This is a genomic window from Cryptosporangium sp. NPDC051539 (assembly GCF_044454545.1).
Taxonomy (GTDB): Bacteria; Actinomycetota; Actinomycetes; order Mycobacteriales; family Cryptosporangiaceae; genus Cryptosporangium.
Genome location: NZ_JBITDV010000017.1, coordinates 40,634 through 60,988, shown reverse-complemented (window position 1 = coordinate 60,988; position 20,355 = coordinate 40,634). Strand labels below are relative to the sequence as shown.

The 20,355-nt window shown below is 66.7% G+C and carries 18 protein-coding genes and 3 pseudogenes; 7 read left to right on the top strand and 14 right to left on the bottom strand.

From position 1 onward, the window contains the following. The first annotated feature begins 4 nt into the window (after positions 1-4). Positions 5-1,483, top strand: a complete 1,479-nt coding sequence (locus ACIBZJ_RS38935) for a tetratricopeptide repeat protein (RefSeq protein ID WP_395938651.1) — start codon at positions 5-7, stop codon at positions 1,481-1,483. A 70-nt stretch (positions 1,484-1,553) separates the two neighbouring features. After that, a pseudogene (locus ACIBZJ_RS38930) lies at positions 1,554-2,336 on the top strand (transposase family protein). A 55-nt stretch (positions 2,337-2,391) separates the two neighbouring features. Here the strand turns inward: ACIBZJ_RS38930 and ACIBZJ_RS38925 are convergent. From ACIBZJ_RS38925 to ACIBZJ_RS38910, 4 genes are read right to left on the bottom strand one after another with little or no spacing between them, the layout of a single operon-like run. After that, entirely contained in the window at positions 2,392-3,291 is a 900-nt protein-coding gene (locus tag ACIBZJ_RS38925) for a hypothetical protein (protein WP_395938650.1), read from the bottom strand. Between the two features lies 1 nt (position 3,292). Beyond that, complete coding sequence (locus ACIBZJ_RS38920; RefSeq protein ID WP_395938649.1) at positions 3,293-3,796, bottom strand: hypothetical protein; 504 nt, start codon at positions 3,794-3,796, stop codon at positions 3,293-3,295. A 5-nt stretch (positions 3,797-3,801) separates the two neighbouring features. Further along, positions 3,802-4,755, bottom strand: coding sequence for a hypothetical protein (locus tag ACIBZJ_RS38915; protein ID WP_395938648.1), 954 nt, complete (start codon positions 4,753-4,755; stop codon positions 3,802-3,804). Next, positions 4,752-5,171, bottom strand: a complete 420-nt coding sequence (locus ACIBZJ_RS38910; RefSeq protein WP_395938647.1) for a hypothetical protein — start codon at positions 5,169-5,171, stop codon at positions 4,752-4,754. The genes ACIBZJ_RS38915 and ACIBZJ_RS38910 overlap by 4 nt, the downstream gene beginning before the upstream one ends. A gap of 373 nt (positions 5,172-5,544) precedes the next feature. On the opposite strand from ACIBZJ_RS38910, the gene ACIBZJ_RS38905 reads away from it, so the two are divergent. Then, the gene (locus ACIBZJ_RS38905; protein ID WP_395938717.1) at positions 5,545-5,973 is read left to right on the top strand and encodes a DUF6228 family protein; all 429 of its coding nucleotides are present in this window, start codon (positions 5,545-5,547) and stop codon (positions 5,971-5,973) included. Positions 5,974-6,092: 119 nt separating this feature from the next. After that, positions 6,093-6,530 carry a hypothetical protein gene (locus ACIBZJ_RS38900; protein ID WP_395938646.1) on the top strand — a complete coding sequence of 146 codons (438 nt, stop codon included), beginning with the start codon at positions 6,093-6,095 and terminating at the stop codon, positions 6,528-6,530. Between the two features lie 108 nt (positions 6,531-6,638). Here the strand turns inward: ACIBZJ_RS38900 and ACIBZJ_RS38895 are convergent, their stop codons facing one another. Next, a complete protein-coding gene (locus tag ACIBZJ_RS38895; protein WP_395938645.1) occupies positions 6,639-6,986 on the bottom strand; it encodes a hypothetical protein in 348 nt (115 codons plus the stop codon). A 296-nt stretch (positions 6,987-7,282) separates the two neighbouring features. Beyond that, positions 7,283-8,269 (bottom strand): hypothetical protein, encoded by a 987-nt coding sequence (locus ACIBZJ_RS38890; protein WP_395938644.1) that lies wholly within the window; start codon positions 8,267-8,269, stop codon positions 7,283-7,285. 240 nt (positions 8,270-8,509) lie between these two features. Here ACIBZJ_RS38890 and ACIBZJ_RS38885 point away from each other — a divergent pair, with 240 nt between their 5' ends. Further along, positions 8,510-8,641, top strand: coding sequence for a hypothetical protein (locus ACIBZJ_RS38885; RefSeq protein WP_395938643.1), 132 nt, complete (start codon positions 8,510-8,512; stop codon positions 8,639-8,641). An 869-nt stretch (positions 8,642-9,510) separates the two neighbouring features. On the opposite strand, the gene ACIBZJ_RS38880 is transcribed toward ACIBZJ_RS38885, so the two are convergent. Then, complete coding sequence (locus ACIBZJ_RS38880) at positions 9,511-9,768, bottom strand: tyrosine-type recombinase/integrase (RefSeq protein WP_395938642.1); 258 nt, start codon at positions 9,766-9,768, stop codon at positions 9,511-9,513. On the opposite strand from ACIBZJ_RS38880, the gene ACIBZJ_RS38875 reads away from it, so the two are divergent. Next, a complete protein-coding gene (locus tag ACIBZJ_RS38875) occupies positions 9,676-9,960 on the top strand; it encodes a hypothetical protein (protein WP_395938723.1) in 285 nt (94 codons plus the stop codon). The genes ACIBZJ_RS38880 and ACIBZJ_RS38875 overlap by 93 nt on opposite strands. A gap of 522 nt (positions 9,961-10,482) precedes the next feature. Here ACIBZJ_RS38875 and ACIBZJ_RS38870 read toward each other — a convergent pair. After that, positions 10,483-11,719 (bottom strand): annotated as a pseudogene (locus ACIBZJ_RS38870) (IS110 family transposase). A 423-nt stretch (positions 11,720-12,142) separates the two neighbouring features. On the opposite strand from ACIBZJ_RS38870, the pseudogene ACIBZJ_RS38865 reads away from it, so the two are divergent. Further along, positions 12,143-12,442: pseudogene (locus tag ACIBZJ_RS38865) on the top strand (Rrf2 family transcriptional regulator); the annotation flags it as partial. 145 nt (positions 12,443-12,587) lie between these two features. Here ACIBZJ_RS38865 and ACIBZJ_RS38860 read toward each other — a convergent pair. The 6 genes from ACIBZJ_RS38860 to ACIBZJ_RS38835 form a co-directional block, all read right to left on the bottom strand. Further along, entirely contained in the window at positions 12,588-12,989 is a 402-nt protein-coding gene (locus ACIBZJ_RS38860; protein ID WP_395938641.1) for a hypothetical protein, read from the bottom strand. A 14-nt stretch (positions 12,990-13,003) separates the two neighbouring features. Next, positions 13,004-14,611, bottom strand: coding sequence for a CHAT domain-containing protein (locus ACIBZJ_RS38855; protein ID WP_395938640.1), 1,608 nt, complete (start codon positions 14,609-14,611; stop codon positions 13,004-13,006). A gap of 41 nt (positions 14,612-14,652) precedes the next feature. Continuing rightward, positions 14,653-15,741, bottom strand: coding sequence for a hypothetical protein (locus ACIBZJ_RS38850; RefSeq protein WP_395938639.1), 1,089 nt, complete (start codon positions 15,739-15,741; stop codon positions 14,653-14,655). Positions 15,742-15,776: 35 nt separating this feature from the next. Next, positions 15,777-16,802, bottom strand: coding sequence for a cutinase family protein (locus tag ACIBZJ_RS38845; protein ID WP_395938638.1), 1,026 nt, complete (start codon positions 16,800-16,802; stop codon positions 15,777-15,779). A gap of 163 nt (positions 16,803-16,965) precedes the next feature. After that, positions 16,966-17,640: a sigma factor-like helix-turn-helix DNA-binding protein gene (locus ACIBZJ_RS38840; RefSeq protein ID WP_395938637.1), complete on the bottom strand. Its 675-nt coding sequence runs from the start codon at positions 17,638-17,640 to the stop codon at positions 16,966-16,968. Positions 17,641-17,642: 2 nt separating this feature from the next. Further along, positions 17,643-19,958, bottom strand: coding sequence for a sensor histidine kinase (locus ACIBZJ_RS38835; protein ID WP_395938636.1), 2,316 nt, complete (start codon positions 19,956-19,958; stop codon positions 17,643-17,645). Positions 19,959-20,355 lie beyond the last annotated feature (397 nt).

Sequence of the window (20,355 nt, the reverse complement as noted above, 5' to 3'; positions counted from 1 at the left end):
CACGTTGAGCACAGAGCAACATGGCACACACACAATCGAGTCTGAACTCGACGAGGCCATGGCGCTCGGTCGGGGACCGAGCCGGGACTGGACCGCCGCAATCGCGCGTATCCGTGGGTTGTACGAACGTTGTCTCGCCGGACTCGGACCCGACCACTCCGACACGCTGCGTTGTCAGGTTTCGCTAGTTGATCGGTTGGGCTGGGAAGGCGCCGACAAGGCACAGACGGCGGCCGAACTTGAGGACATCGCGGCGCACGCTGTTGCGGCGCTAGGGCCGGACCATCCCGTGACAGTCTTCGCGATACACAAGTCGGCTGTCCATGTGGATCGTGCTGGCCAGCGAGCGCGCGCGATCGAGCTCTTGCGGTCACTGATCGGGCGCCTTCATGTTTATGAAGAGGGAGACAAACAGCCAATCGTCACGCGCGGCACATTGGGCACCATCCTGCTGGAGGGCGGGCAGTTTGCCGAGTCCGCCACAATCTTGACCGACGTCGTGCGTCTGAGCACGCAACACCTGGGTCCTTCAGACAGCACCACGCTCTTCTACCGTTCCACCCACGCGGATGCTGTCGGCAATAGCGGCGACCCCGCGCGGGCTGTCGCTCTGTACCGGGAGCTGTTGGCCGACGTCACCGACGAGTCGGCCCGGCTGCGGCACCTTGAGCAGCTCGCCCACTGGGCTGGCGAGTCCGACGATCCGCAGACGCTCATACTGCATCGCGAATTGGTGACCCAGTTTCTGCGGCGACACGGTCCGGACGACGAGGGCACCATCCACGCCCAGCGCAACCTCGGCGCCATACTGTTGCGGACGGACGAGCTAGAGGAAGCGACTGTACTAGCGCGCGACTGCGTCGCGCGCTCCACGAACCTTCTCGGGCCGGACGATCTGTTGACGCTTCGCTCGCGGTGGCTGCTCGCGTGTCTTCTGGAGCGGGCGGAGGATTACCGGGCGGCCGCCGAGGAATTCGAACGCCTCTTCGAGGCGATGGTTCGCTCCGGCAATGAAACCCACTTCGGGGTACGCACCGTTCAGCGCAACCGCGCGAGGTGCGCCGGCCTCGCCGGACATCCGCGGCTCGCGGCGAAGTACTACGCTGAACTGGTGGAGGCGGGCCGCAAGGAAGTGGGCTCCCGGGATGTCGACGTTCTTAACGACCGCATCGCTCTTGCGAACTACGTCAGCCAGAGCGCCGACCATCCCACCGCGGCACAGCTCTATTCGGATTTGATCGACGACGTCGCCTGGGTATGCGGACCCGACGATCGCATCACATTGCAGGTCCGTCAGTGGCACGCGATAGCGATCGGGAACACCGGCGATCCGCGGCGCGCGGCCAACCTGCTTATTGGGGTCCGCGCGGATCAGGCCCGAGCCCTCGGCGCCGACGACCCGGACACCGGCGACACGAATGCCCGCTTGGTGTATTGGTCGCAGGTTCTGCCGCCGAACGCCTTTCAGCAGCCGTGGCGGTGAAGCTTCTCGCCTAGAGGACGTCTCGTAACCCGGTGAGGTCTGGCGACCGGCCATCGTGGAGGATGGCCGGGTGTCGTCGCCGGTCATCACCGCGTCCCGTCGATGGGTCGAGCCGTTCACCGGTCTGTCCCAGGCTCAGTTCCGCGCGCTGGTGCGGCTGGTCGCCGAGCATGGCGGCGAGGAGATCCAGGACGGCCGGCCCGGCCGGCAGTGAGCCCTTGAGTTGCCTGATCGTGTGCTGCTGATCGCGACCTATTGGCGGACGAATCTGACGATGCGGCAGCTCGGGCCGCTGTTCGGGGTCTCTCATTCGTCGGTCCACCGGGCGCTGGACACCCTCGGACCGCTGCTCGCGCTGGCTCCGGTGCGTAAGCGACGGGTCGATCAGGTCGCGATCGTCGACGGCACCCTCGTCCCGACCCGCGACCACACCCTCGCCGCATCCTCGAAGAACTACCGGTACTCCACCAACCTGCAGGTGGCCATCGACGCCGACACCCGCCTGGTCATCTCAGTCGGTGACCCGCAGCCAGGCAACCGCAACGACACGATCGCCTACCGCGATTCAGGCATGAAAGAGCAGCTCGTGGGACGTCCGGTCGTGGCCGACGGCGCCTACCGGGGCAACCCCGAGGTCATCATCCCGTTCCGGCGGGCGCGCGGGCGGGAACGCTTACCCGCCTGGCAGGAAGACTGGAAACACCAAGCACCGGCAGGTCAGAGCCGCCGTCGAACACTGCTCCGCCCGCATGAAGACCTACAAGATCCTCCGCGACTACCGCCGTGCCGCCCGCACGCTGAAGACGACCCGGCCGGCGTCGCGCTGCTCCACAACCTCGCTCTGGCTGGATGACCTCCGAGCTCGAACCGGGCCGGCGTCACTCCGCCTGAGTTACGAGACATCGTTTTTAGACGTAGTTGATTCCGATGGGCGATCCGCTGGGCTCCGCTGGCGGTTCGACGATGTCGCAGTAGGCGTAGGTCTCGGTGCGGTCGAGGTCGGCGGCCGTGGGGATGCCTTGGATCGTGCGTGCGCTATCGCCGTCGACCCGGGTTCCGGGCCGACACAGGCTGATCGAGGCATCGACGATGCGGGTGCCGCCGATCAGGCGTCCACCAGCGTCGCGGAAGAGTAGGGCGACGCCGTGGCGGCCGACGGCCCGGCAGTAGGAGGAGGTGACCAGGACACGCGCGTTGCCGACGGTGGGCTTCTCAGGATCGGTGCGCTGAATGCCTTTGTTCTTCGTGCCTACGGGTTGGAAGATTCGGCCCTCGTCCGTATCGCGGTCGATCCAATGGGTGCTGCTGACGGTCACCGTCATGGTTCCCGGAGCGGCGGGAGTGCCTTGCGAGTCGGGGTAGAGACCTGCCCAGTTGGCCACACCGAGGTGTTCGCCTGGCAGGAGCACCGGAATGACGATCACCATGTCCGGCCCGGCGTCCGGGTAGAGCGCGTTCTGGCCGGCGGGTGTGGTCATCGCGAACGTGACCGTGGTGCGGTAGGCGACCTGGGCCTTACTGGTGTTCTGCACGACTGCAGCCATGCCCACGCCATTGTCACCCTCGGTCGGGCTGAACGCGGTCTCCGTGACCTTTACTCCACCACCTCCCGGCGCCTCGCTCGCAGGCACGGCCGGAGTTTGAGGGGCGGCGGTGGGGAGCCCACAGCCGTTCGCGACTGGGTCGTCGCTCTTCGCACGAACGAGAGCCGTGGTGACGCCCGCAACAAGCAGGATCGCCACGATCGCCACGGCGATCAGCCACGCCGTGCGGCGTCGTACGAGGCGCATGGTGTCCTTCCGGGTCATATCAACGGTAGACCTGGACCGCGACGGCACGGATCCGGTCACGCTGATCGGCAATGAGATCTCCCGCGGCTTCGCCGACCGCTCCGACGAACTGATCCTCGGACAACGAGCGCAGTGTGCCCGGCCGGATCCAGACCGTCCACTCGCGCATCCCCCGCACGCTGACCTGGATCCGCCCGTCAACCGACAATCCTTTAGCAACCACATCGTCGCGGGCTGCCGCATACTCCTGATCGCGCCGCCCGATTGCGGGCGGCTCCTTGGTGGTCGTCTCGCCGGTGACTTCCGACTGAATCCGGAAGTACTCCGGTGTCCGACGAGCCACGAGCAGCCGCGCCAGCTGCGCCAGGCGCCTGGCAAGCTCAGGCTCGGGCATGCGTCCATACTCGCCGGGCGGGAACGAGACCGTCACCGCACGGCTCCCGACGAGCTCGGCCGACAACGATCCGTCCGGAAGCGTGACCCGAACCGTCATCCCGTCCAAGCGATCGGCCAGTTCACCCATCGGTCTCACGACGCATCGCCGAGGTCCTCTCGGATAGTGGCCCTCGTCGCCGCAATGAGGTCCGGCCGGGGGGCGACGAAAATGTCGCGTCGTCCACGCATCCCCTCCACCGCCGTGCGTAGCACGTTCGCGACCTTGGTCTCTTGCAGATGGATCCCGGACCGCAACTTAGTGATGGCTTCGCGCATGTTGTCCAAAACAGCGTCGACAGTCTTTCCGGTGTACTGCGATTTGGTCGGATCCTCTGGCGCATAGGCGGCGATCACCTGGCTGGAACCGCCCACCAGGGCCACCGCTAGCGCGAGGGAGCCCCCGGCCGACAAGGGGACTGCAGCGGTCGCGGCGACCGATGCCAGCACCGTGAAGGTCATCGTCCACTCGAACTTCGAGCAGTCGTCCAGCGCGTCCAGCGCGTGCATAGTGCCGTGCGCGATCTGGTCGATGTCGGTCCGGGCCCTGGTCCAGATCTCGCGCTCGGCGTCCAGTGCGCCTCGCACGAGCAACGCGATCACGAACTGGTTGCCCAGCCGGAACGGGAACGGCGACAGAAAGTTCGCGCGAAAGGCATTGGCCGCAGGGCCGTGCCAACGGTCCAGGGCGGTTCGCACATCCGCCATCTCGGAGTAGGCCAGTGAAGCCAAGTAGATCGTCTCGTAGAGCGGGTTCGTCGTCCTCGCGCTGCCCGACAAGGCTGCGGCCAGGTCATCGGCGCGGTCCCGCATTGGCAGGAAGCCGGCCGGGTCGGGCATCTCCGCGAACGGCTGGAACAGCGACGGGATCTCAGCAAGCCCCTGCGCGAGAACGATCTTTCGTGACGCGGCCAGCGTGTCGCGGCGTTCGTCGGCGGTCCTCGGGTTGCCAGTCCTGTCGTATGGCGGCCGCCGCTGCTCTTTGATCGTCTCAAGCGCGGCTTTGTCGCGGATGTCGGCCGCGTGCCGCATCAAATCGGCGTAGCTCATGGCCGACCACCCGACGCGCCCGGCGGTGGTACGACTCCGTTTTCATCCGGGCGAGGCTCCCCGTACGCCGGATCCATGCGACGACGGTTGAACTCCGCCGCGGCCTCCGCGTCACCGTCGGCGTAGACCTGCGTCGCGAGGATCAGGGCATCGGCCGTGAGGTCAAGGTTCTCCCTTGTTGTGCTCAGCGCTCCGGACAGCTCCTCTCGAAGGTCGGCCAGCGGCTGATACACGGGCCCGAATAGCCCCCCCTCCAGTTCGGCGGGACGCGAGAACGCCGTAGTTGCTCTGTCGCCCGTGCCGTCTAACGCGGCGAGCGCGACCCTGTATTGCCCCGAGACCTCGGGCAGATGGTTCTTCGCCACTGCAAGCAGCTCATACAGTCGGACGCCTAAGTCATCGCCGGTCGTCGCCACCGCGCCTCCCCCGGAACCTTGATAGTCGTCACCTGACACGTACCGACTACCTAACGAGTTCACCCAGACGGCGGGCGCCATCACTACAAGTGAAGTTCAAGGACGGCGGTCACGACGGAGCGAGCAAGGTCGCCGCTATGCCGACTCCGGCCACTGGGGTCGCCCCGCGGACGGCGGGTTGGACGTCCGCGAGTCGCGACTGACCACCACACCTTGCGGCAACAGCGGACGTTGCCCGCCCAGGTCGTGGCGGTAGCGTGCACCGACGACCGAGCGCTTGTGGCGTAGTGACCCTCCGGCCATCGCGACAGTGCCAGCGCTCCTGAGAAATGTGGTCGATCCGGGCGGCGAGGACTGGGAAGCTCGGCCCGTGATGAGACTGCTGGACGACGGCATCGAGTTCTCGGCGGAGCCGGGCCGAAGCCGCGGCCGCGTGCTTATCCACTCCGCTGGAAGACCAGAGAACGACGAGGTGCTCAACTTTCTCTGCGAGATCGACGACGTCGGAGCGAGTGCGACCACGATGGTCGGCACGCTGGACGGCGACAGGCTCAACATCTGGGCAGCCGAGCTGGCCGAGTCCTACGCCGGCTGGGACGGCATTCGCAGCTGGAAGTCGCTCGACCACAACCTCCGCATCGACGCGACACACGACGGGCGCGGTCACGTATCGCTAAGGTTCGTCCTCCGCGGGCCCCGAGGCTACGAGCCAGACGCCTGGGAAGCGTCGACCTACGTCGAAATCGATGCTGGTGAGGACACCCGACGCCTCGCCGCGGAGATCACTGCCTTCCTCGCCTAGCGAGTTCTTGAGGTGGCCACGAGCTCGGTCGGTGACAATTGGGTGCACAAGTCGCGGCGAAGATCGCCCACCGAAATCGGCTAGACGCATACCCAGGCCACCGGGCTACCGTGCAGATTGTGGAACGCATCGAATTCCGCATAGCGGAACAGGAACTCGGTGTCGGCGTAATCCCGACCGTCGTTCCTCACCTCAACGGCGTTCCGCTGCCAGACCTGATTCGCACGGTCGAGCTTCCCCGCGCGCGGCGCGAGGGGCAGCCCGACCTGGCCGGTAGCTACGCGGGCCTGCCGCAGGATGAGGTGCGCTGGCCCAGCCGGCATTACCTCGGCGATCCCGTCTTGAGCTGGTTCGGTGACGGCGACACCGTGCTCCTCGGCTGCGGATGCGGCGACTGGGGCTGCTGGCCCTTCACCGCCACAGTCACCATCGCGCAAGACACCGTCGTCTGGTCCAACTACCGCACCGGACACCGCCCCTGGGACTACCGCGATCTCCGGGACTTCACCTTCGAGCGCCGCCAGTACGAACACGCCGTACTGGCCACCGCACGCTAAAGAGACCCGGCCGCGGGATCAATGCCGATCGGTCTAATGCGGCATCTAATACTGAGCGATCGGCGGCATGTGCGGATGTCGTTGTGAGGGTGGGCGTGGACGCGAAGCTCAATCTGGCGGTTCGATGCCGGCCTGCCGTAATCGCCACCGGGCAGCATCACGACGCTGGTCGCGGAAGAGCGGGTCCCATTTCGGGTCCAGCATCATCCACTCGATGGTCAGCTCTGGCCGACCGGCCGTTACCAGACGGCCGAAGCCGGTTTGGACGTCTCCGCTGACCACCAGTCGCCGTGCTGCCTCGGACGCGCCCCACTGAGCGACCATGGCGATCCAGGCGGTCGGATGATACGGCGGAGATAGCTTGGCGCAGGCGTTGACCGCCTCATCGCACTCGGCGTGAAATTGAGCCTCAAGGCCCGGATCGGGTTGTCCACTGCCGTAGGTACTCGATGCCACACCGGCCTCCGTGGTCGCGGTCCAGTGGTGCTGGGCTAACTAGCTTCCCCGTCCAGATCACGCGGTGCAACGGCGATGCGGCGCGGCCGCCAGACCGAAGCGCAGCCGCTAGAACGGCCGAGGCAGTCCGGTTTTCATCGTTGCGAGGCGACCTGGTATATCAACAAGTCGCTTGGCGCTCTGCGGCAGAAGCGGGTGCTTGTCCGTCCCACGAACTTCCGACGTATTCCCGCGCGGGAGTGTTCGATTCGAAGAGGTTGGCTCCCGACAGCTCTGCTCACGGGGCAAACGAATTGTTAGTCGGTGGGCAAGCGGTAGCGGCCGCGGTCGATGCGGATCAGGTCGCGGCCGGGGATCGGGCGGTAGGCAGGTGCTCCGCGGCACATGTAGGAGCTGACATGGGTGCGGATGGTGCTGTCGGCATAGGTGGATCCGTGCCGGCGGGCGAGCGCGACGACGTCTTCGATGGTGAAGGTTCCGTCACGGGACGAGGCTGCCGCCTCGACCGCGGCGAGGTAGGCGGCATCACGAGCAGTCGCGGTGACGCTTGCTCGTGCGGTAATTGCTCCCGGGACGGGTGCGACCGGAGGGGGCGGGGCCGGATGGCCGTCGGCAGCTATCGGTTCTGCGAGGTCGACGGTTGGTAGATGCTGTCCGGCGACCACTTGGATGGGCAAGTAGCGCAGCTCAGTGCCGCGGCCAGTGGCGTTCGGGATGGTGGTGAAGTGTCGCCACTGCAGGTTGTATGCACCGCCTACCGCGAGTGGAGTTTCGCGTCCGCGAATCGACCCGGATCCGGCACCGGGCCGCCAGGCCAGCAACCCTGTGAGAGGCCGGGTGTCATGCAGATGGAAGGCCTCGTCGACGCGGTCGGAGCGGAGGGCCTGCTCCCAGTAGAGCGGGTCGTTGGTCAGGGTGAGAGACCAGCCAGCATCGACGATGCGCTCGGTGACGAGACGTTCGACGCGGACGACGTCCTTGACGACGTCGTAGCGGCTGAAGTCGTGGGCCGCGTGGTCGGGCAGGTCGAAGAGTTCGCCGCGGATCGTCGCGCGCAACCGTCGCAGCAGGTACTTGACCTCGATGGCAATCCGTTGATCGCCGTGTAGGACGAGGATATCCAGACGGGTTTTGGGCAGCGGGCGAGTCTCCAGACGTACTTCGGCGTCAGGGTGCGCTAATTGGATTTGCCAGGCAAGGGAGTGCTGAAAATCTGCCTCGGAGTGGAACAGCGACCGGCGCTGCGATAGCAGCGTCATCAGCGCCGGAACGTCGATGTCCACGGAGGCCTCCGCACGGTGGCATTCAGGTTAGCGGTCTCGGGTCACTCCGGCCGGCGTTGCCAGAACCGTGTAACCGCGCCAACGTCGAGCGATCAGCGGCAGGCGAGTGCGTCGGATCGAGTGTTCGGAACCGAACATTGCCGGCGTCATCGCCCGGAACGCGCCAACGTTCATCGTGCGCGAATCTAGTTCCAGGACGGGGAACACACCCCGCGAACAAGCTCTCGGAGGCTGGACGACATGAGCGGCTGCTACGACAACTCGTACGACTACTGCAACGACAACTACTCGTACGACTACGACTGCCGCCCCCGTCGCCGCCACCACAAGAAGCGCCACAACGACTGCTGGGACTACAACTACTGCAGCTGAACCACCCCCGCCACACGAGTCGGCCCGGAGCACACACGCTCCGGGCCGACTGCCGTGCCCGCAACAGCCCAACGTTTCTCCCCGCTCACGATCATCCCAACGCGAACTCTGTGGCAGTTGAGTAACGCGGAGGCTGCGTCCAAAGTTACGTGTTATGAAGGGTTGCCTGATTGCGCGCCTGCGCGGTGGGCACGTTGATGCCCAACCCCGGACAGACTCCGGTCCAAGAATTGCCTTCGGATCAACTCCTTTACTGCACTTGCGTTACCTGAGGGAGGATTCGACCTACGCGCTATTCTTCGTATCAGGTTCTCAAGGCTTGCCATGAAAACGTCGTCGCCGCTGTCGCGCAGTACTCGCTCACCTTCGATGTGAGGCGCGACCGCCTCCCAAACCGCGAGCATCCGGTACTCGAAGTTCCCCACTAGGGCTTCGTCCACGCCACAGTGCTGGATCGCATATGCGAGGTCTTGATAGTACAGGCAGACCTCATACGCGTCGGTCCGTAACGAAGCTGGGAGCCCTTTGAAGCCTAGGTCAGGACTATGTTTTGAGATCTCTTCCCGCAGTCGAAGTTCGCGCTCGACGAAGCCGTTGGTCCTGAGCTCCCGATAATGAGATAGGACGATCGGCAACTGGTTGGCGCGTCGAACCTGCTCGGATTGGCGTGTCGATATTCGGACAGACAGGATCAGCGCTGCGACCGACGCAGCCAACGCGCAACCATTAACGATCAAAGAAGGGTAGTCCATAAAACTAGAATGGAGGATCGATGCAACAAGGGAACGTGGCGTTTAGCTGAATTCCAGCATGACCTGCCAACTGCTCTGCGCAGAACATTTGCTCGTCGGCACGGTCGTGAGCCGGTGTTACGTACCGGAGGCCATGTAGGCGGCGAGGATGTAATTGGGGTAGCGGTCGAGGTTCTTGCGGGCTCGGTCGTAGCGCATCGTCGTGCGCGGGTCGGCGTGCCGGGCAGCGATCTGGGTGTCGCGGAGGCTGACACCGGCGTCGAGCATCGTGGTGATGAAAGTGTGGCGGAGCATGTGCGGGTGCATCCGTGGCATCCGGATCCCGGCGGTCGCCGCGAGGTGTTTGAGCCGGCGGGTTGCTGCGTGCCGGTCCATCCGGTCGTCACGAGTGTTGCGCAGGATCGGTCCGGCGGATCGTTCGTCGGCGGCGCGGTCGAGTTATCGCCCGACGGCGGGTGGGAGTGGAACGAGGACGACCTTGCCTCCTTTGCCTCGGACTCGCAGGACACGGTGGCCCCCCTCTCCGAGATCGGCGATGTTGGCTCCGGTCGCTTCGAAGATCCGTAACCGCAGGAGGCCAAGCATGGCGATGAGCGCGAAGTCGTTGATGTTCGCCGAAAGCCGGGCTGTGGTCAGCAGCGCCTCGAACTGCAGGTGCCCGAGACCGAGCGTCGGCGATTCTGGCGGGACGAGTGGTCGGCGGACGTAGTCAGCCTGGCGAGTGGGCCAGGACCTGGTCGATGACGCAGACGCGGTATAAGCCCACCACGACCGACAGTCTCCGGGACACCGTGGACGGTTGGAAGCAGCGGACGTCCTGGAGCCAGCGGAGGTAGCGCTCGATGTCCGCACGGACGGCCGCCAGCGGATCGAGGCCTTCACTGGCGCACCAGCGTAGGTAGACCCGCAGATCGGATTCCGAGTGCAGTCGGGACATCCCGCGGTAGCGACCCAGGTAAGCGGCGACGGCCAGATCGAGAACAGCATGGTCAGAGCGAGACTCAGCAGAGGTAGCCATAGCCTAGGGTCAGCCGCAAGCGCCCGCCACAACCATGAGCTGGCCGCGGCAGACATCCCATGTTTTCGGTGTCAAGGGTTGGGCTGGAGATGTGCCCAGGCGGTGGTCTCGTTGTAGGTGCTGCCGGTTTTGAGGCAGCCATGGAGGATTCCGACGAGGCGGTTAGCGAGTTGCCGGAGCGCGGCTTGGTGTCCGGCGCCGCGTTTGCGGAGGGCTTGATAGTAGGCGCGAGCGCCGGGTGAGCCGCGCATCGCGCAGAAGGCCCCATTGGTGCACGGCGTCGGCCAAACGCCGGTGGCGGGCGTAGCGGGCCAGCACGACCCGTCGGCTGCCGGACGCGCGGGTGATCGGCGAGGTGCCGGCGTAGTTGCGGCGCGCTTTGCCGTCGACGTAGCGCTTGGGATCGTCGCCGAACTCGCCGAGGATCCGGGCGCTGAGCACGGTCCCGAGCCCGGGCAGGCTCAGATAGCGTTCAGCGTCCCGGTGGCGGCCAAAATGCTCGGCCACCACCCGCTCGAGCTCGGCGATCTCGATGTTCAAGGTGTTGATCAGCGCGACCTGGCTGGTCACGATTGCCGCGTAGGCGTTCTGGACCGGCCGCGGCTGACGCAGTTGCTCCGCATTCAACGTTTCCAGGATCGCGGTGGCCCGGCCTTCCAGGTCGCGGCGCCCGGCCCGTCTTAAGGCCGCGACGACCGTCAACCGTGACAACCGCGCGGCCCGATCCGGGTCGGGTGCCCGGTCCAGCAACTCGACGGCTTCGCCGGACGCCAAATCGTCGAAGGCTTGCAGTGCGGCGGGGAAGAACTCTCGTAGCACCGAGCGCAGCCGCAACACCTGCCGGGTGCGGTCCCAAATCAGCGTTTGGTGGGCCCTGGCCACCAGCTTCACCGCCTCCGCGGTCGGGCTGTCTCCGGCGATCTGGCGGTGGTGGGCGTGATCAAGGCGGACGATCTCGGCCAGCACATGCGCATCGCCCTGATCGGACTTGGCGCCCGACGTGGAATGCCGCTCCCGATACCGGGCGACCGACATCGGGTTGATCGCAAACACCTGGTAAACCGCCGCAAGCAGCGCCTGCACCCAGGTACCCCGGTCGGTCTCGATGCCGACACGCACCCGCCCAGCCGCTTCCTGCGGATCAAGATCCGACCAGGATGCCGGCAGGTGCTCGGCGATCAGAGCGTGGAGCCGGACGATGCCCTCGAGCCCCTCGGGCAGCCGCGCCCGGGCCAGACGCCGCCCGTCCTCACTTTGAATCTCCACGTCGTGATGGTCTTCGGCCCAGTCGTCGCCGACCCAGATCATCCCTGCACCTCCCGCTCCGCCGAAACGCCTGGTGGCAGCCTGGAGGAGACGCCAGCGATCTAATAGTCAAGTGGCTCACCGCACCAACGGCGGGGCACGTCATCTCATCAGCTGTCTCGTCTCCTCACGACCAACGGGCGCACGGTCTGCCGCAAGACCTCAAGGGCCTGATGAGTGGAGTGCTGACCCGCCAGCCGCTACAGAGCCATCCTGCACCGCAGGACGGCAGAACCTATTAGATGAGTATATTTACCAACGCTCTAATCTGAGAGGGTGACTCGATCGCGGTAATCGTGATGAACGCATTCACCAGTTCGCGGGTGCGAGCGGCCTCGCTCTCCGCGGCCTATTGATTCTCGGCATCGCGGATCGCGGCGGCTGACCGCAACGCCGCATCTGCGGCACCGAGATCGTCCGCGTCATCGATCAGTGCTGGCCACGCTGAGCAAGGCCGGTCTGGCCGATTCAAGGCGGGGGGCGGGGGCGGGCTGGATGCTCGCCCGGGACCTGGCGGCGATCACCCTGCTCGACGTCTATCAGGCGATCGAACCGGGACCGGTCTTCGCACTGCATCGCTCGACACCAGACCCCGAGTGCGTCGTGGGCCACGGCATCGGGCCGGCGATGACCGCGGTGTACGACGATGTGGAGGCCGCCCTGCGGAGGGCGCTGGCCAATACCACGCTGGAGGACGTGCTGCGGGACGTCTTGAAAGCCGCCTGATCTCGGACCGCCAACTTCCCCTGATCAAAGGAACCGCATGCCATCACGGTCCGGGCGGACTTGTTATCCGGCCGTTAACAGGAACATGGGCCCCGCCCGCCGCTGGCTCCGCGCTGCGACCCGGCCCGGCCCGGCCCGCGAATCTCTACGGTGAAGGCTTTCGCACTGAATCGAGGACCGCGGTGAGGCGATCAAGGTCGTCGGACACGCCGCGGTACTGCGCCTCCACTCGCCCGCCTCCGTCCCGTTCCGCGGTCACGGTGACGGTAAACGAGTTCTCCGGCCGCAGCTTCCGGAAGAGATCGGCCAGCGCCGAGGCGATGAAGTTGCTCGCCACCCCCGCCGGTATACCGAGCACGAAGAAGATCAACTCGCCGGTATCGGGCCCACCCCGGGACGGCGGTTCATATCCGCGGAAGCGAAGTACCGCTCCGTCACCGAGCGGTATCTCGCCGTTCCGGCGAGGGAGTCTGGCAGCCAGCGCGCCGTCCCAAGCCTGTCCCGGATAGGCAAGTTTGACCTGAAGCTCCAACGGATCGGAGGACATTTCTCTCCCTCATCTCACTCCACCAGCCGTATCCGGGGATCACCGAAGACCATCCAGGGCGACCACCACCGGGGCGAGCGCGGATCGATGAACACCTGCGGATCCGGGACGAGGTCGTCGATGTCAGCCTCATCGACGTCCGGCATGACGTGCCGAGCCCATTCGACGGCCTGCCCGACATTTCTGGGGGCGCCCGGAAACGGCAGCGCGTCGGCGTCCGGACGCTTGCCGAGCAGCGCGGAAACCACGAGGTTCGCGAACAACGGCGAGGCAGCGTCGATCACCGGGTCTCGGCTGATGATGGCAACCCGGCTGCGGGTAACCACCATGAGTTGCCGGACTATCCCCGTCATTTCGTTGTGATCGTTGGTGTCGAAGGCTCCGGCCCAGCACCCGGTGACGAACAGGATCGTCCCGGTCAGCCGGGTCGCAGCGAGCTCCACCGGCGGAACCCACCTGCCCCCCAGGAAAATCCCGTGCGACGTGGCATGGCACGCGAGATGCAGAACATCGAAGTGATCAGGGAGGCCGCGAATCCGATGCAGAGCGTTCGGCGCAGCGCTCGTGATGACCCGCCGGCGCTCCGCCGGGAACCGCTCGGCCACACTGAGAATTTCCCGATTAACGCATCCCAGCTCCTTCAGGCCAGCCACGTTGGCGGCCGCATCGTCCGCGACGCCGAGGTAGGACAGCACCGACCCGATCGCAGGCGGGCCGAGTTCCCTGAGGTGGACGAGGGTTCCTGCGGACGGAACGAGTGCCACGACCTCGCACACGTCACGGCCGGCCGCCCTCGGCAGCAGCTGCCAGGGAACCGCGATCAGGTCGCCTTCCGGGCAGACGAGGAGCGTGTCGGCGCTCGCGACGACCTCTCGGACGAGCGCGACGAACGTCACCGGAATGGACAGCGGAGACCGGTCGGGTTCACCTCGAACGGCCGGACGGGTGGCGACCCGGCCGGCCGAGAACGCGTCCGGGCTGACCGCGATCCACAACGGCCCGTCAGCGGTTTCGACGAGCCCAAGGTAGGCCTCGCCCTCCCGGAGGGCAGCACGGAGGCGTTCAATCGACACCGGGCCGGCGCCGACCGCGGGCACGTGCCGGCCGGTGCCACGCCATTCGGACTGCAGGTCCTCGACGCGGTGCTTCTGAGCGATCCGCGCGCGTCGCAGGACCGATTCGCTGTAATACCCGTCGGGCAGGCGCGCCGATTCCTCGACCCTGACCGCAGCTGCAAGCCGCTCGTCACGGGCCACCAGCGCTGACCATGCGCCCGAGGTCACGAGTTCATCCTGGAAAGCCCGCGCTTTGACCGCTTGCTCCAGTGCCCACACCGCCTGCGGCCAACGCGGATCGTCGCCGAGGACGTCCGCCGACTGATGCAGCTGCAACGCGACCAGATGAAGCAATCCAGCGGTGTTGCTATGGGCTATCCGGCCCTCGGGCTGCGCGATCTCGGTCCTCCTGGCGGCCTCAATCGCGCTGAATGCTTCGATGCAGTCATCGAGCCACCGGTCCGGGGCCGCCCGCCACGAGCCGGGGCGGCCGACGTCCAGGAGTTGTGCGTTCGCCGCGCCGACCGGATCGCCGACGGCAGCAAAACGTACCTGCGCACTGCGCATCAGCCGGCGTGCGCGGTCGAGAGACGACTCGCTCCCGGACACTACGAGTCGCGTCCTTCGAGCCACTCGTCCTGAGCGTCGAACAGGCTGAGCTGCGCATCGCACATGTCGATCTTGGCCAACCCGGCTTGGTCCTGCGCCGCGAGAAAGGCGGTCCTCGCCTGCGGAATCAGCGTCCGCGCCCGTTCCCGGCACCACTTCTGCGCACTTCCCTTGGTGAGCAGAGTGCGTACCGCATCCAGATAGGCGTCGCCTGCGCTCTGCTGATCACCGAGCCCGGAGAAGCCTTCCCCCGCGCTGACGAGGTCGTCCACGATGTCGGCCAGCGTGAAGTTCCGCCGCTGGCTGCCCGGGACCAGGTTCCGCATCCCACCCCGGTGGAGGGCGGCGATCGTGCGAATCCGGGGGTCACGATGACGCTGCAGGCGGGCCACGACCGGGCTGATCTCCATCTCTCCGGCCGCTGCACTGTCCCGGAAGAACCAGATCACCCGCTCGAAGACATAGTTGACCAGGTCCGGATTCCCGGTGTCGGCCGCAATATCCAACGCCGCCCGGTAGTGACGTCGTGCGGCGTGTTCGCGATCGGTGGCGGAACAGATCTCGCCGCACAGAATATGCAGCATTGCGTCTCCGGCGTCGCCTCGGAGCGTCGGGTCATCGACGACGATCGCGAGCGATTCCTCCGCGGCGGCCAGCGCCGCCTCCCGAGACCCATCGTCGTCCCGGGAGAGGTAGGCCCGCGCCCGCAGACGAAGAGCTTGCCGCCGGGCAGCGGGAACCGCGATCCCCGACCGGGCAATTCCTGGGCCCTCCATCCGGGCGAGCACCTGTCCGGTCTGGTCGAGAATGCGGGACGCACAATCGGCCCGCGTCGACCGGTCACCAGCCGAACGCTCCAGATGAAACAGGAGCGCATCGGCGAATTGGAGCGATGCGTACATCGTGAGTGCGGGGACCGCTTCTCCGGTCAGTTGCTGCCGCCGGTCTCCTTCAGCACCCTTGATCCGGCGGAGCACGGACTCGAAGACCGCGACGGTCTCACCCGTGGTGGTGGACGGATTTCGGGCGGCGATCAGCCCACTCTCACACTCATCCCGAACCAGCAGGCCGAGCGGTCGTCCTCGCATACCTCACCCCTGTTTTCAGTCCCGGTCAGTGCTGTTCAGACCAGCCCGGCGAGGAAGGCGCCACCTTGCGTGGTCGCGCCACTCTCCCGGTATTTCCCGTGGGTCGCCCAATTCGCGTCGGAGGAGAGGTCCGCGTTTTGCAGCATCCCGCACACCGGATCGCGTGACGTCGCGTAGGAGAGACACACGCTACGGACCCTGAGCGTGGACACCCCATTGTCGAGATATTCGGCTGTTGTCCGGTAACCCATTCCGAGCAAGGTGGCCACTCCTTTTCGGCAGCTGGACGAACTGGAGGTGCTGCACAGGTGCCGCGGGAAGGCCGGGTCGCCGAGCAGCAGGACACCGCGGACCGAGGCGAGGGCCAGCTTCCCGTCCGGAGTGTTCTTGAGCAGCCGTAACGCCCGGTCAACGGCCCATGCGCCGAGCGAGTAGCCGGCCACGACGATTCGCGCCCGGCTGCCACACCGCAGGGCGTGATAGACGATCTTGTCGGCGATGGCGGTTGCCGCCGTGTTCACCGCGGGTTCGATGGTCAGCAACTGCTGAGTGAATCGCGGGACCTCGGCGACGTTACTCGGGCGAATCACCTGCGTCTGCGGATAGGGCGCGATGTCCAACTCTTTGTCTTGCGCCCGGTTGAATTCAGTCCAGACCGACTGGACTGTTTCGCCCATGCTCGTCTCACTGCCCTCGTTGAGCCCGTGCGCGCCGATGAACGTCGCGGGGCACTCGGTCGCGGGCCCCGTGGTCACCGTGAAGGAGAGGTCGACGAAGCCGTAGTTCGCGTGGGCGAGGTCGGTGATCGTCACCGTATGCCTGCCGATGCTCTCGTTGGCGGGGACGGCGAACGCAAAGCTGATCTTTCCGTCCGCGTCCTGTCGTCCGCTCGCTGCCGGTCCGCCACCGCCGTCGTCCCAGATGACGTTGATCAGCGTGTCGTCGCCCGGCCACCCGTCACCGCTGACCATCACCATCATTCCGGCCGGGCCGGATGTGCGGCTCAGCGTCGCGGTGGGACCCGCCGCACGAGCCGGGACAGCAAACTGAACCAGCAGCATGCAGAACGCCGCCACAACCAGCCCACGGAGACACTTCGCCATGTCGCTCCCCCTCCGGTGCCCGCGCTTCCGGCCGACCGGGCCGGCCTGCCGCCCAGCGTCGGGGAGCGAGGCCGGCGGTGACAGTCCCCTCTCAAGGGGTCACGCGGGGTGCCGGATCCGGCTACTCGTCCTCGGCGGCCGCTGAGCGGTAGTCGGCGATCTCCGACGGGCGGACGAGTCCGAGCTCGATACACCGGGCGAGCAGCGAGAAGTTGGACCGGCACGGCCGGCCGCTGGCGGCGATCTTCGCCCGGGCCCGTTGCAGGTATTGCTTGACGGTGTCGACACCGATCGGCCGGCCAGGACAGTTCTCGCGATGGAGGCGCCGTGCGATGGAGGCGTGCGGCATCCCCTGGAACAGCAGCGTGAGAACTTCACGTTCGCGCGGGGAGAGGCGGACGTTGTGGAGCATGCCTCCGGCCATCGATGGCGTGATGTGCGGGCGGTCCGCAGCGACATTCAGAATCGTTTCGACGAACAGTGATCGTTCGGTGCGTTTGTCCAGGAAGGCGCAGGCGCCGGCGTCGAGCACCGACTGGACGATGAGTGGCTCCACGTGGACCGAGTAGACGACGACGCGGGCGCCGGCGTCGCTGAGCGCGCCGATGCGCCCGGTCATGAGCTCCGGACCGAGTTGCAGGTCCAGAACGATGACGTCCGCGTCCCGGCCGGGCCCCGCGAGAGCATCCTCCAGCGTGGCGCCGTCGGCAATGACCTCAGCGCGCTGCTCCGGATCGTCCGCGAGCCAGGCCCGCACCCCCGCGACGACGACGTCGGTGTCCTCGACGATCGTCACGGTCACTCGTCTGTCCACCGGGTTTGCGTCCATACCGCCATCTCCCCCATCGGTTCCCAGCTGATGCTGACATTGCGTGCCGCAGACTCCTGCAGCACTGTGTGCAGACGGTCTGTGGGCGCGTCCGCGGTGATCCCGACCGTGACCGCCGCAGGCGACGCAACGACCGTGATCCGCGCGTGCCGCTGAGCCACTGCGAGCACCTCGATCACCGGATCGGTCAGCGCTCTGCGCGTGGTGGCGGGTACGTGCGGCACCACGCCGGACGGAGCTTGCAGATCCACCTCGACACCGCGGCGTTCAGCTGCGTCAGCCCAGGCCCGCAACTCACGTTGGAGCGGATCCGGGACATCCTCGGTTTCGACGGTGAGGCGCCGCAACCGGGACACCGCTACTCGTAGCTGCTGCTGAGTCGCCGCCTCGCTGAGGTCGACGGCGCCCCGCGCGATGACGGTCAGGAGCTGAGCGGCCGCCTGCTGGACGGACCCGGCGCGTGCCTGCCGCGCCTCGTGCAACGCCTCCGCGACGATTCTGCGCCGCGTCATGCTGTCTCGCGTCTCGTGGACCTGAGCGGTGTTCCCCGCCTCCGCCGTCAGCGCGCGGCTGCCGACGAGCACCGCCACCTGCAAGGACGCGATGCCGTAGCTCACAATCGCGAAGCGCGCCAGCGAGATCCGATCCAGCGCATCGGCGAGTACCAGACTCGCAAAGGCCACCGCGGAGATCGTGGCGAGCACCACCAGCAGCTCCGGCAACGGCCTTCGCCACAACGCGACCAGCGCAAACCAGCCGGCCGACGCGAAACCCCAGCTGGCCGGGTCCAGGCAGGTCCCACCGTCGCTCCGGACCGCCAGCAGAAACACCCCGGCCAGCAGGATCGGCAGGATCAGAGCCGTCAGCGCGATGCCTTGTTCGCGACCGCCCAGCACCACGACCGTCGTCAGGATGCCGACCACGGCATAGGCGAGCCAGACGCCGAGTCCGATTGCGGGCGGCTGAAGGCGTCCCGCGGTCGAAAGCGTCGTCGGCAGCGCGCTGAAAGCATGCCAACCCAGCATCACCACGATGGCGGCCCACAACCCTCCGTTGTCGTAGCGCCGTCTCACCTCCTGAACCGGAGCCGGCGCCGAAGGCCGATCCACCGCATCAACGGTCTGGCCGGACGGGTGCCATTCCAGCGAGATACGCGTCCCGCGCCCCCGGGCGGAAGACACCGTTGCAGCGCCACCCACCGCGGCCAGCTGGCCCCGGACCGACTCCCGCAGCCCGAAACGGTGAGCCGGGACGGCCTCAGGATCAAATCCGCACCCGTCGTCGGCTACCTCGACCCGGACGGACCCGCCGCTCTCGACCAGGTCGACCGCCACGTTCGGAGTTCCGGCATGGCGAACGACGTTTTCCAGGCACTCCGACAACGCCTCCCCGAACGCGTGCGCCACCGGCGACGGCACCACACATCGCTCCAGGCGGGTGGAGACGCGCAGAAACGGCTCGTTCCAGATCAGTACCTGCGCGAGCCGCTCGTCCAGCGGCTCCGCCGCGGGCACGTCGGGCTGGTGCTGAGCGAGTTGCTCCGGGAGTGCATCGAGGCTGGCTGCGGCCCGGCGGCGCAGTAACGCATCCGGGTGTCCCTCCGCATGAACGGCCATTGTCAGCGTTGTCAGTGGCCCGTTGTGCAGGCGCCGAAGCCGAGCGCGCTCATCCGCCCGCCGCGCGTCCGCGATCTGTTCGTCCAGCGTTGCCACGTGCAGGTCGTGATAGGCCACCGCCGCGGCTCGCCCCGCCCGGGTCACGATCACGGTCACCGCCGCACCGGCAGCAATCTGCAGGACCAACGTGACGGCCTGCGGGATCCCGTCGTCGTCCACCGCCGCCCAGGTGGACCCGAGGACGAAGCAGGCAGCCACCACCAGACCGCCCGGCACCGTGACCACCGGGACGGACGCGGTCTGAGCGAAGATCACGATGGTGCTCGCCAGAATCGCGACCCATCCGGTGCCTCGCGGAAGCGCCTCGGTGGCGACCAGTTGCCCCATTGCCAGGCAGAATCCTGCGGCCAGCCCGAGGTCACCGAGTGCGATCCACCACAGCACACCTCGTCGCCAGGCGACCGCGCAGTACAGCAGGGTCCACCCCACCAGGAGCAGCAGCGACGGCACCAACCACCGCCAGTCCGCAGGTGGCCCTGCCCCTGCGATGCCGCAACCCACCGCGGTCAGCGTTGCCGTGGCACGCACCACCGTGGCGATTCGGCCCATGGTGATCTCGATCGGTGCCGTCTGGATCGGATGCCCGAGGTGGCCGTCTGCACCGGTCATGGCCCCAACTCCGGTCCGTCGACATTGAACGGTAACCACTGGCGCAGCAATATGCTGCGCGACGTTCACCCATGGTGACCATCAGCCAATCGGCCCGGACCGCACGGACGCACGGGCCGCCGTCGGCGGCCCTACCCGGAGGAACCTCCTGAGCCCGCTGACCCGCCGACGCCCCCTTCGTCCGCTGGCAACACCCGGGGAGCGTAGATCGTGGGGTCTACTCGCCGGAAAGCTCGGACCATTTCTCGCCGACCTGGCCGTCCGGCTCGACGCCAAACCGCAGGAGCCTCCGCGCGAGCTCAGGCTGGCCCTGACGCCAGTAGGCGCGGGCCAGCCCGCTGCGCGCCCGGCAATGCGGCCCGGAGCGCGGTGCGGTAGATCGCCTCCGCCTCGTAGA